Source organism: cyanobacterium endosymbiont of Rhopalodia gibberula, assembly GCF_003574135.1.
Lineage (GTDB): Bacteria > Cyanobacteriota > Cyanobacteriia > Cyanobacteriales > Microcystaceae > Rippkaea.
Window position 1 is genome coordinate 1,106,661 of the sequence record NZ_AP018341.1, and the last position, 12,280, is coordinate 1,118,940.

General features: G+C 36.2%; 9 protein-coding genes and 1 pseudogene. 8 read left to right on the plus strand and 2 right to left on the minus strand.

Annotation, left to right across the window (positions count from 1 at the left end; all coding sequences use genetic code 11):
* Positions 1-848: 848 nt before the first annotated feature.
* Entirely contained in the window at positions 849-1,106 is a 258-nt protein-coding gene (locus RGRSB_RS03575; RefSeq protein WP_119259867.1) for a UPF0367 protein family, read from the minus strand.
* Positions 1,107-1,521: 415 nt separating this feature from the next.
* On the opposite strand from RGRSB_RS03575, the pseudogene RGRSB_RS11050 reads away from it, so the two are divergent.
* A pseudogene (locus RGRSB_RS11050) lies at positions 1,522-1,630 on the plus strand (photosystem II D2 protein (photosystem q(a) protein)); the annotation flags it as partial.
* Positions 1,631-2,745: 1,115 nt separating this feature from the next.
* Positions 2,746-3,708, plus strand: a complete 963-nt coding sequence (hemC, locus tag RGRSB_RS03580; RefSeq protein WP_119259868.1) for a hydroxymethylbilane synthase — start codon at positions 2,746-2,748, stop codon at positions 3,706-3,708.
* A 61-nt stretch (positions 3,709-3,769) separates the two neighbouring features.
* Here hemC and hemF read toward each other — a convergent pair whose 3' ends face one another.
* A complete protein-coding gene (gene hemF / locus RGRSB_RS03585) occupies positions 3,770-4,798 on the minus strand; it encodes an oxygen-dependent coproporphyrinogen oxidase (RefSeq protein ID WP_119259869.1) in 1,029 nt (342 codons plus the stop codon).
* A gap of 989 nt (positions 4,799-5,787) precedes the next feature.
* Between hemF and zds the strand changes: the two genes are divergently transcribed.
* The 6 genes from zds (at position 5,788) to ilvB (ending at position 12,228) form a co-directional block, all read left to right on the plus strand.
* The gene (gene zds, locus RGRSB_RS03590; protein WP_119259870.1) at positions 5,788-7,242 is read left to right on the plus strand and encodes a 9,9'-di-cis-zeta-carotene desaturase; all 1,455 of its coding nucleotides are present in this window, start codon (positions 5,788-5,790) and stop codon (positions 7,240-7,242) included.
* An 83-nt stretch (positions 7,243-7,325) separates the two neighbouring features.
* A complete protein-coding gene (locus RGRSB_RS03595) occupies positions 7,326-7,775 on the plus strand; it encodes an SRPBCC family protein (RefSeq protein ID WP_119259871.1) in 450 nt (149 codons plus the stop codon).
* 60 nt (positions 7,776-7,835) lie between these two features.
* Positions 7,836-8,867: a thiamine phosphate synthase gene (locus RGRSB_RS03600; protein WP_119259872.1), complete on the plus strand. Its 1,032-nt coding sequence runs from the start codon at positions 7,836-7,838 to the stop codon at positions 8,865-8,867.
* A 76-nt stretch (positions 8,868-8,943) separates the two neighbouring features.
* Positions 8,944-9,171: a sulfur carrier protein ThiS gene (thiS, locus tag RGRSB_RS03605; protein WP_119259873.1), complete on the plus strand. Its 228-nt coding sequence runs from the start codon at positions 8,944-8,946 to the stop codon at positions 9,169-9,171.
* A 23-nt stretch (positions 9,172-9,194) separates the two neighbouring features.
* A complete protein-coding gene (locus RGRSB_RS03610; protein ID WP_119259874.1) occupies positions 9,195-9,857 on the plus strand; it encodes a class I SAM-dependent methyltransferase in 663 nt (220 codons plus the stop codon).
* Positions 9,858-10,368: 511 nt separating this feature from the next.
* Positions 10,369-12,228, plus strand: coding sequence for a biosynthetic-type acetolactate synthase large subunit (gene ilvB / locus RGRSB_RS03615; protein ID WP_119259875.1), 1,860 nt, complete (start codon positions 10,369-10,371; stop codon positions 12,226-12,228).
* The last annotated feature ends 52 nt before the right edge of the window (positions 12,229-12,280 follow it).

Below are 12,280 nucleotides of genomic sequence, written 5' to 3' on the forward strand. Positions count from 1 at the left end.
TACTCGACTATTTAATTGTTTTTTATGATTAGAAAATTCCCTTAAATATTTAATTACATTATTCGATATTCGATATTTGTTTTCCTTACTAACTTTTACTACATAAGTAGATCTAATAGAAGAGAGTTACATTAAATAAAAGCTTATAAAATAGCTAAAAAATGTTTATTATCAAATAATTTTTAGCTAACAAATTTAAATAGAAAATTTTTTTTATATTATGGTCACGTTTTATTCCAAACAATTTTAGTGTATAGATATTTAGTAGAAATAATTATCTGAACAGTTTTTAGTTATTTGTTCTTAACAAGAAAAAGTTTAAATTGCTATTTTAACCTACTTTAATATAAACAATCTTCTGTGAAAACCCCTTAACCAATATTGTCTATGTTAAGGTTGTCTAACTCAAGTCTTCAATTTCTGATCAACAGGGACCTTGTTTCCCCATAACATTAAAATTGGTCATAGTTCATGCATGTAACCAATAAATTAAACCTATAATCCTAATATTCCCGCATTCCCCAAAATTTACGAAAGATTATCTAAGACTCCCTATTCCCTCGTAGTTCCAAACAGTGATTTAGGTTTAACCAGATAATATGAGGGGTGAATTGCAACTCACCCTCTCATATTATTAGAAATCAGCAGTAATGGCGAAAACTGAACAGAAAATATTAAAAGTTTAAATGATTCCTTTTCAAGTTATGCTATTAGACTACCTATTTAAAATTAGGAAATAGAGAAAGACTAACATATCTTCTTGGGAGACTATAATCCGTTTCCTGTTGACCAATTGCCTAGTCGATAATACCATAACTCAAAAAGGTTGCTTACTTTTCCGGTTCAGCCTAGGAAAAAAACCCTGGGACTCTTCCAACTGATGCGGCGCCATCCTTCTGAGAAAGGATCACGGCACTGATTTGGTCGCTCATCACAGCGACTTTCTTATCCGTTTGTTTTTCGCAAGTTAATTCAATTAACTCAGGAGTTGGGGAGCGCATAGCGGAAATAATTTTCTCATATAGAGAGTCTGCATCTTCTGTCTCTTTGCGCTGGACGGAAATAGGGATAGACGTATATTTCAGGGTCAGGTCAATGCTAATCATGAATGCTCTTAACTACAGGGGTATCCTTTTGATTATCTGACAGAATTTATCTTTCTTTCCAGAACTAACAGCTAAGGGATAATCTTAATCTTTTATTAAAACTCTACATAGAAAACTATGGTGCCTTATCCTGGAGGGGTGCAACTCAAGAAAAGTAAAGATTTATCACAATTTTCTGAGTATTATGAGGTTAGGAGTCTTTACAGTTAAGTTAATTTTTTAACCTTGTCCTTAATAAGGATTTTGATATTTATACAATAAATAACTATTGCAGTTGGACGCGTCTCACAGAGAGAATAGTTTGAAACTTTCCGTCCAGTCAGCATTCATTCCTACAAACCCATTGCTTTCTCTGCTCCTATCACGGTATTTGTCAATTTGTTCTTAACTGTGTCTTTGAAAAGATCCGATTAGAATTGCTTTCTCCAACAAGCGTTGATTGTATTTCTTCATTCTATTTATTCCTGTAACTGGACTCTGGATGAGTTCTTTGAACATAGTTAGTCCAGGTTTTAACGTTCGACTTATGATTTTGTTTTTTAAGAAAATTGCGGGCAGCAGAAGACCTCTAGTTTAAGAAACTCTACACCAATTGTTAAATGAAGATCTATGAGCTTGAATGGCTCCTAAAAACCAACCCTGTCAAAACTTTATATTTCCTGAAGAAGTTCTACTTTGTAGTGATGCTCTCTAATGGTAAAACCTTAATAAAGATGGATAACTAAAGCCTTTTTAATTAAAATTAAGAACAGAAATAAAAATATTGTTAAATTTTGAAAGCTTAGAAAAAACTAATTTTATCGAAATTAACTTATAGTGTGGAATTAATTAGTCAAAAATTATGTATCTTTGAGAGGAATAATGACGTTTTATTTAGCGAATTTATTTTTTATTATTTATTTAGATTTTTCTCATTTATAAGTAAATCTATTTACTTTTATTTAGTCCTTATAGAGTTTTTAACTAGTATTTATAAGGCATTTATATTCTCATTTTATTTTTTTAAATTACTTAATTGAATATTAATCTCTTTTATTCTCTAAAATAGACCTGCTACTATTTTAGTTTATAGTGCGGATCCACTTAAAACAAATTGGCATTTTTTAAGAGATCTAGATTAACTTTTTTAAGTTTAACAAAAAATCTCTTAATTTTCAAGATTTTTGTCTGTTTTTAAAATTTTTTATAGGTATTAAATTTATTTATCTAACTATTTTAATCCTGTTTAATAGCTAATACAGCAATTATAGATAACTTTTTTTAAAAACTTTTCTGCAATAAAGAAGAACCTTACGATATATTAAATCCTTATAATTTTTCTCAAAAAAGTTGTTTTAATATTTAAGATTTCACCTTTTTTTAAAGAAAATACCGTAAGTTGACAGGCAGAATGAAAATATATAAATTATATGAATAACAAAATAATAAATATTTCGATAAGATTGGGACTAGATTTTATGTCTGAAGTATCACATATCAATAAATATTGTTTACAGTATAAAGCTCCTACTTCCTTTTCTTTTCCTTACTTTTCGTTACTTAATTACTTCTGTGTTAGTCAATGTCTTGTGTATAATTATCTGGATACAGCAAATAGGATAAACAATCGCTCCACACTTCGCCTGAATTAACAGAATCTATGTCCTTTTTTAGTCCAAATCGCCCCATTCGTATCGGTTCGCGTAAAAGTCAGTTGGCTTTAGTGCAAACCTATTGGGTACGAAAGAAACTGCAAGGTTACTATCCTGAACGCCAATTTGACGTGGAAACCATGAATACTCAAGGTGATAAAATTATCGATATTCCCCTCGCTAAAATCGGTGATAAAGGGCTATTTACCAAAGAATTAGAAGTAGCTATGGGGCAAAATCAACTTGATTTTGCCGTGCATTCCCTCAAAGACCTCTCTACTAATCTGCCAGATGGCTTAGTTTTAGGGAGTGTTACTGAAAGAATTGATCCGGCTGATGCGGTCGTTTTTCATAAAAAGCATCAGGAGAAACAATTAGAGAGTTTACCCGAAGGGGCAATTATTGGGACTTCTTCCTTACGTCGTTTAGCCCAACTGCGCTATCATTTTCCAAAATTAACCTTTAAAGACGTGCGAGGTAATGTTAATACTCGCCTTAGAAAACTTGATGAGGGGCAATACGATGCGATTATCTTAGCTGTAGCAGGTTTACAGCGTTTAGATATGGGTGAGCGCGTTCATCAAGTTATTAAGAAAGAAATTTGCCTTCATGCTGTAGGACAGGGAGCTTTAGGGATTGAATGTCGTGAAAAAGATGAAGAAATCCTAGAAATACTCAAAGTATTAGAACACGAACCAACCCGTGATCGCTGTTATGCTGAACGAGCATTTTTACGAGAACTCGAAGGCGGTTGTCAGGTTCCGATTGGAGTGAATACAACTATCGACGGAAATACCCTAACTTTAACGGGAATGGTGGCTAGTCTCGACGGTCAAACGATGATTAAAGACACTATTAGTGGGCAACGAGAGTTTGCAGAGCAAATAGGACTGGAGCTAGCTAAATGTTTACGAGATGCTGGCGCAGGTCAAGTCTTAGCAGGAATTTTTGCTCAAATTAAACGAGGATAAGGCTGAATAAGGACATAAAGTTCGCTCAAAGCTAAATTTCACTTGCAGCTGACTTTCAACATTAATACCAATTAACCCAATCTTGAGGTTTTAAGAAAGTGTCATATAATTCAGATTCAGGACTATTCGGTTCGGGAGAATAACAATATTCCCAACGTACTAACGGCGGCAAAGACATAAGAATTGATTCAGTGCGTCCGTTAGTTTGTAATCCAAAGATAGTCCCGCGATCATAGACTAAATTAAACTCTACATATCGTCCCCGTCGATATAATTGGAATTGTCTTTCCCTGTCTCCATATTCTGTACTGCGTCGCTTTTCTACGATAGGAACATAGGCAGGTAAAAAAGCCTGTCCACAGCTATTAACAAAAGCAAAAAGGTCTTCCCAAGTGCGGGGTTCTAAAGGAGGTAGTTGATTGCTGTGAAGAGATGCTGCTTTGTCAGCACAAGGACCGCGGTATAAAGAAGTTAATCCATCCTGATAATCGAAGAAAATACCCCCAATTCCGCGCATTTCTTGCCTATGCTTAAGATAGAAATATTCATCACACCAAGGTTTAAAAACCGGGTAATATTCTGGGTGATGTTTATCACAAGCTTCTTTAAGAGTGCGGTGAAAATGGACAGCATCTTCAGCGAAAGGATAATAAGGGGTTAAATCGATTCCCCCCCCGAACCACCACACAGGACCAGCTTCAAAATAACGATAATTAAGATGGACTGTCGGAATATAGGGGTTACAAGGATGGAGGACCATAGAGGTCCCTGTAGCATAAAAACTATGCCCTTCGGCCTCTGGTCGTTGTCTCAAAATAGATGGAGGTAACTGTTGTCCCCAGACTTCTGAGAAGTTTACCCCGCCCTGTTCTAACACATCACCATCACGAAGAACACGAGAACGCCCTCCTCCTCCTTCTTCTCGTTGCCAACCATCTTCACGGAATTTACTTTTACCATCAACTTCTTCAAGTTTGGCACAGATTTCATCTTGAAAATTTTTCATAAATTGACTAACCTTTTTCTGTGCATCTTCAGGGGGAAGGGAAGCTCTTTTTACAGTGGTTGAGTCTGTTGTCAAGGGAGTCATAGTATTTGTGGTTTAGTCTGTTGCACTTTAACTTTGATTGAGAAATGTCCTAACGAAAAATTAGGGAAATACAGCAGAAATTTATTCCTATCGTTTTACTTTTCTGTTGCAGCCTTAGCCCCTTAATAGAGACGATTCGAGTTACTATTGATCAATTTACGACTTGTTAGGGGCATTAAGCCAGTCATTGACAATCTATTTTAATAGTTAATTATGACTAGTTTCTGTTGAATACAACAATGATAAACGGTAGCTATAGTAGACTTATTTTCCAGAAGATATTTCAATTTTTTGACTTTAGACAACTTTTTATCTATCTAGAATTTACCATTTTGTTCAAAAACAATAAAATAAGTATCTTAATTTTAAGAAAAGATTTTTTTGAGAATACAACAGGGATTAGTTAATGTATATAGTAGCTGATTTTTAAAATCAAATATTATTCTAATAATAGAGAGTAAGATGACTGATTATACAAATTTTTTTAGCAAAAATATCAATATATTTAGACTAGTTTTAGTATACTTATTTTTTGCTTAAATTAAATAAAACAACTTATTATACTTATATTTGCGCAAAATAAAAATTTATTATAATTACTTATTATTGATTGATTACATTGCCTAACAAATCTGTGTTTAAGATTCTACAAATTTTTACTATCCTAAAGTTAAGCAAGCCTAAAAAATACTTAATATTTAAAAGTAGAGAGGTTAGGAAATTTTTATTGACAAGATTTATATTGGTTTTCAATTACCTCTTATAATATGAGTTAAGTTGAAAAAATAACTATAAAATAAGCATTTTATAGAATAAATTTAGCTAAATAGAAAAACAAAGAGTGGGATTAGCAAAAATATTAAACAAACATATATTTCCGCCTGTTAATCAGACTCAATAGACAAAAATTAAAGCACGGTTAATAGATTGAGCTGCAGCTCATCTATTACAATCTGTAAAGATAGAATAAATAAATTAAGGAAGATAGAATGCGGGCTGTAATCGTTGGTGCAGGGTTAGCCGGACTAACCACCGCTATTGATTTAGTTGATGCCGGTTACGAGGTTGAAATTTTCGAATCTCGCCCTTTTATCGGGGGAAAAGTAGGCAGTTGGACAGATGATGAAGGTAATCACATTGAAATGGGGTTACATGTCTTTTTTGGTTGCTATTACAATCTATTTACTCTAATGGAAAAAGTGGGAGCAAGCCAAAATTTACGCCTAAAACAACACGTCCATACCTTTATTAATGAAGGTGGACGGGTTGGAGAATTAGATTTTCGTTTCCTTACTGGTGCTCCGTTTAATGGGTTAAAAGCTTTTTTCACTACTTCCCAACTCTCTACGTTTGATAAAGCTTCTAACTCTTTAGCTTTAGGAATTAGCCCTATTGTATGGGGATTAATAGATTTCAATGGGGCAATAAAAACTATCAGGGAACTAGATGCCATTAGTTTTGCGGACTGGTTTCGTCAACATGGAGGAAATAATGGCAGTCTCAAGCGAATGTGGAACCCGATCGCCTACGCTTTAGGATTTATCGATACAGAAAATATTTCAGCCCGTTGTATGCTTACAATTTTCTTATTTTTTGCCACGAAAACTGAAGCATCTGTATTGCGAATGTTGGAGGGTTCCCCTTATAAATATCTTCATAAACCAATTATTAGTTACATTGAAACAAGAGGAGCAAAAATTTATACGCGACGGCGTGTTAGAAACATTTTATTCCAAGAAAATGATGATAAAACTCAGGTAACCGGACTAATTATTGCCAATGGGCAAACTGAGGAAACCATCACAGCAGACACTTATGTTTGTGCCTGTGATGTTCCTGGAATTCAACGACTAATTCCTCATAACTGGCGTAAATGGCTACTATTTGACAATATTTATAAGTTGGAAACAGTTCCTGTTGTGACGGTACAATTACGCTTTGATGGTTGGGTAACCGAATTAAACGACTTTAAAAAACGCGAACAATTACAAACCGCAATTGGACTCGATAACTTGTTATATACACCTGATGCAGATTTCTCTTGTTTTGCCGATCTAGCTTTAACAAGTCCTGGAGATTACTATAAAGATGGACAAGGGTCTTTATTGCAATTAGTCTTAACTCCTGGTGATCCATTTATTAAAGAGAAAAACAAAACTATCGCCTATTATGTTCTAAATCAAGTCTATAATCTGTTCCCTTCCTCAAGAAAACTGAAAATGACTTGGTATAGTGTTGTTAAACTAGCGCAATCTTTGTATCGGGAAGCCCCCGGAATGGATCCTTATCGTCCTACACAAGATACTCCTGTTTCTAATTTTTTTCTAGCCGGTAGTTATACTCAACAGGATTACATCGATAGCATGGAGGGGGCAACAATTTCAGGGAAGCAAGCTGCGAAAGTTATTTTAAAAAAAGCAGAAAACGTTAAAAACTGTCACTAACCTGTCACAATTCGTTAGTATATTGAGGACAGTGAGTATTGCTAACTTTCTTTATTAATCAATCGTTAATCTTAACTATAATGATGTCTAATTGGTTAGAACATAGCGTACAAGTTGAAGTGGATGCTCCGATTGACTTAGTTTGGAGTCTTTGGTCAGATCTTGAACAAATGCCTCGTTGGATGAAGTGGATAGACTCAGTTCAAGTATTAGAAAATGACCCCGAATTGTCCCGATGGAAATTAGTGAGTAGTAGCTTTGAATTTACTTGGTTATCCCGGATTCTAAAATTGGTTTCTCACCAAATCATACAATGGGAATCTGTCGAAGGATTACCTAATCGTGGGGCAGTTAGATTTTATGATCGTCATGGAAAAAGTATTGTTCGTTTAACAATAGCGTATAATATTCCTAGTTTATTAGGGCAACTGATCGACAGTTTATTTCTAGGAAGAATTGTCGAGTCAACTGTTAGAGCTGATTTAGAAAGATTTAAAGAATACACGATAAAACTTCAGAAAAGTTTAGGATAACTACACTCTAACCTATGTTAGAGGTTTAGTAGGTATAAGTTGTTAAATTATGGAGATTTAATGAATAAAGATATTAGGAAAAGCTTGTCTATTCCTCGTATTTTGGATACTAACCTTGATCGCGCCAGGGAAGGATTAAGAATTATCGAAGAATGGTGTCGCTTTGGATTAGAAAATAGTCGGTTAGCTGAAGAATGTAAGCAAATGCGCCAAGAAGTTGCGCGTTGGCATTCTCATGAAATACGTCTTGCGAGAGACACTTTAAACGATCCTGGGACAATTTTATCTCATCCTCAAGAAGAAACTCGCAGAAGTATTGAGCATCTCCTACAATCTAATTTATGCCGTGTTCAAGAAGCCTTAAGAGTCCTAGAAGAATATGGTAAGCTCTATCAAGTTGAGATGGGGATTACTTTTAAAAATCTTCGTTATCAAGTTTACATTTTAGAAAGCAATTTATTGACCTATAATCGTTATCAAAAACTTAAGAAATCTCCACTTTATTTAGTAACCTCTAGATCAGAAAATCTTTTGTCAGTTATTGAATCTGCTTTAAAAGAAGGGGTGACTTTAGTTCAATATAGAGATAAAAATACCGATGACATTTTTAGACTAAAAACTGCCCAAGATATCTGTAAATTGTGCCATGATTATAATGGCTTGTTTATTATGAATGATCGGGTTGATTTAGCATTAGCCGTTAATGCAGATGGAGTACATTTGGGACAACAAGATATCCCCATATCCTTAGCAAGACAGATTTTAGGACCAAACAGGATTGTCGGGCGTTCAACTACTAATCCTCAGGAAATGGCTCAAGCGATCACTCAAGGAGCAGATTATATTGGGGTAGGTCCAGTCTATGCAACTCCTACCAAACCGGGAAAAACTCCGGCAGGTTTAGACTATGTTAATTATGCCCAAAAACATTCCCCCATTCCTTGGTTTGCTATTGGAGGAATTAATCACGAAAACATTAATGAAGTAATTACAGCAGGAGCTAAACAAGTAGCTATTGTTCGTGCTATTATGATGGCAAATGACCCTGCTACTATTACTCAAGAACTACTTAGAAAACTAACTATCAACTGATTTTAAATATTCAAATGATTCCATCATATACTTTATTCTTTACTAAGTTATTTACAACAGTAACTAGGACTATTGTATGAGCACCTTATCCCAAATTATCCTACAAGTTAACGGAATATCAACAACTTGTCCCCCTAATACAATTTTACCAAAATTTTTAGAAAAAATGGGATTCAATCCCCGTTTGGTGGCAGTAGAATATAACGGAGAAATTCTACATAGACAATATTGGGATAACACCCAGTTAAGAACAGGTGATCGCTTAGAAATTGTTACCATTGTGGGAGGAGGAAGCGATAGTTAATCAACAATTGCTAATTAATAATTATGGCTAATAAAACTCTGGGAATTGAACCAAAATTGTATGAGTATTTACAATCGATTTCTGTCAGAGAACCCAGCATTCTAAAAGAGCTACGCCAAGAAACTGCTAACTATCCTATGGCTGAAATGCAAATTGCCCCTGAACAAGGTCAACTCATGGCCTTGCTAGTTCAGTTAATGGGAGCAAAAAAAACCCTAGAGTTGGGAGTATTTAGGGGATATAGTTCATTAGCGGTTGCTTTGGCTCTTCCTGATGAAGGTATAGTAGTAGCATGTGATATAAGCGAAGAATATACAGCTATCGCACGTCATTATTGGGACAAAGCTGGAGTTTCTCACAAGATAGATTTGCGGATAGCTCCGGCTCTAGAAACGTTAGATAAACTGATGGCTGAAGGACAAGGTAATACTTTTGACTTTGCTTTTATTGATGCTGACAAGAGTAATTATGATGATTATTACGAACGGGTCTTAAAACTAGTACGACCTGGAGGATTAATTGCTATTGATAATGTTTTATGGGGAGGGAAAATTGCCGATGAAAATATTCAAGATAACCGTACCCAAAAAATACGAGCTTTAAACCAAAAAATTTATCGAGATTCAAGAGTCAATATTAGTTTAATTCCCATTGCTGATGGATTAACCTTATTGTTAAAACAATAATTTACATTAAAATATTTTAATAAGGTAAAAATTAAACGAATGATAATCGAGACAACCACCAACGATACTCTCTGATGACAAGAACGCAATAATTGCGAGCCTTTAAAGGGATTAGTACGATGTAAGGAGAGGATAAATTCAGAAACGAACGGTTGAGATTTACTATCAGTATAGGGTGCAGGTTTTGACGTAAGTGGAGAAAAGTAGATATAAATCTCAGTTGTATTTAGCGATCTTTACAATAACCCAGCTTGCTAATGCAACAAAAAATTATAGGACAATATTTATTGATTGCCAAAAAAACCTAAAACAACTTACCTTAATCATTAGTTAAGAATCTCATGATTTATTGTTTGGGAGGATACTGGATATTCTTTGACTGACTAAGGATTTTTCCCTCGATGGCTTAGTTTGACTTTTCTAAGCTATTCAGTAGATATATTTTGTGTTGTATTCAAAACAAGGAAACTAAAATAGAAATTATAGACATAAGTTTAAGACGGTATACCCTGTGATTTCTTCAATTGAGAAAATAACTTCGACTTTACCTGGGACTCCTCAACGACGAACAGGAGCTTTTGTCCTAATAGATAGCTTAGTTCGTCAAGGTGTTAAACATATTTTTGGTTATCCGGGGGGAGCTATCCTGCCCATTTATGATGAACTGTATAGAGCTGAAACCAGAGGAGATTTACAACATTTCCTGGTGAGACATGAACAAGGAGCTGCTCATGCAGCTGATGGTTATGCTCGTGCAACTGGTAAAGTAGGGGTTTGTTTCGGGACGTCAGGTCCAGGAGCAACAAACCTAGTAACAGGTATTGCCACGGCACATATGGATTCAATTCCCATGATTGTTGTCACTGGACAAGTAGGGCGGGCAGCCATTGGCAGCGATGCCTTCCAAGAAATCGATATTTTTGGCATCACTCTGCCTCTGGTGAAACATTCTTATGTGGTTCGTCATGCTCAAGATATGGCTAGGATAGTTGCTGAAGCATTCCATATTGCCAGCACGGGACGGCCAGGACCTGTTCTAATCGATATTCCCAAGGATGTAGGTCTTGAAGAATGTGATTATATTCCCGTTGACCTAGGACAAGTCAAACTGCCAGGGTATCGCCCTACAGTCAAGGGTAATCCTCGTCAGATTAACGCGGCTTTACGCCTAATTGAAAGAGCTCAACGGCCTTTACTTTACGTAGGTGGGGGAGCAATCTCTGCCAATGCTCATGCCCAAGTTAAAGAACTAGCCGAACGGTTCCAAATTCCCGTTGCTACTACCTTAATGGGAATTGGAGCATTTGATGAACATCACCCCCTATCCGTGGCTATGTTGGGAATGCATGGAACCGCCTATGCTAACTTTGCCGTCAGTGAATGTGACCTTTTAGTTGCAGTGGGAGCGAGATTTGATGACAGAGTAACGGGAAAACTCGATGAATTTGCCTCCCATGCTAAGGTTATCCACATCGACATCGATCCAGCAGAGGTCGGTAAAAACCGTGCCCCGACTGTTCCCATTGTGGGGGATGTATGCTGTGTTCTAGAACAATTACTAAAAAGGGCTAAGGAATTGGGCTTACCCACTGATGTGGGGACGACTCAGTCCTGGTTGGCTAGAATTAACCGTTGGCGAGCAGAATATCCCTTGGTTATTCCTCACTATGAGGATAGTATCTCACCACAAGAAGTAATTGCCGAGGTAGCTTGTCAGGCTCCTAACGCCTATTATACCACCGATGTGGGGCAACACCAGATGTGGGCAGCTCAGTTCTTGAAAAATGGTCCTCGTCGCTGGATTTCTAGTGGAGGGTTAGGAACCATGGGCTATGGAATGCCTGCCGCTATGGGGGCGAAAGTAGCAGTTCCTGATGAAGAGGTTATTTGTATTACTGGGGATGCCAGTTTTCAAATGAATCTTCAAGAATTAGCTTCTCTGTCACAATACAAAATTAATGTCAAGACAATTATTATTAATAATGGTTGGCAGGGCATGGTGCGTCAGTGGCAACAAACTTTCTTTGAAGAGCGGTACTCCTCCTCAAATATGCAAGTCGGAATGCCTGATTTTGAACTCTTAGCCCAAGCATTTGGAGTCAAAGGGATGACTGTACAAAAACATTCTCAACTATCGGAGGCGATCATTCAAATGTTAGCCTATGACGGGCCAGTGTTGATGGATGTTCATGTGACTAAGAATGAGAACTGTTACCCTATGGTAGCTCCAGGCAAGAGTAACGCCCAAATGCTTGGATTACCAGAGCGCAAGGCCATTGTACAGTCAATCACGCCAATATACTGTACCAATTGTGGCGAGAAGAACCCGACAACCAATCATTTTTGTCCTGAGTGTGGAACAAAATTGTAAACTTGGTGAAGATTCAAATTTTTTCTCAAACCTTTGGTTGCCCTTTCCTCTT

Bases quoted from the DNA above. Each gene is read 5' to 3' on its own strand.
- RGRSB_RS03575 (WP_119259867.1), bottom strand. From the start codon at position 1,106: ATGATTAGCATTGACCTGACCCTGAAATATACGTCTATCCCTATTTCC.
- hemC (WP_119259868.1), top strand. From the start codon at position 2,746: ATGTCCTTTTTTAGTCCAAATCGCCCCATTCGTATCGGTTCGCGTAAA.
- hemF (WP_119259869.1), bottom strand. From the start codon at position 4,798: ATGACTCCCTTGACAACAGACTCAACCACTGTAAAAAGAGCTTCCCTT.
- zds (WP_119259870.1), top strand. From the start codon at position 5,788: ATGCGGGCTGTAATCGTTGGTGCAGGGTTAGCCGGACTAACCACCGCT.
- RGRSB_RS03595 (WP_119259871.1), top strand. From the start codon at position 7,326: ATGTCTAATTGGTTAGAACATAGCGTACAAGTTGAAGTGGATGCTCCG.
- RGRSB_RS03600 (WP_119259872.1), top strand. From the start codon at position 7,836: ATGAATAAAGATATTAGGAAAAGCTTGTCTATTCCTCGTATTTTGGAT.
- thiS (WP_119259873.1), top strand. From the start codon at position 8,944: ATGAGCACCTTATCCCAAATTATCCTACAAGTTAACGGAATATCAACA.
- RGRSB_RS03610 (WP_119259874.1), top strand. From the start codon at position 9,195: ATGGCTAATAAAACTCTGGGAATTGAACCAAAATTGTATGAGTATTTA.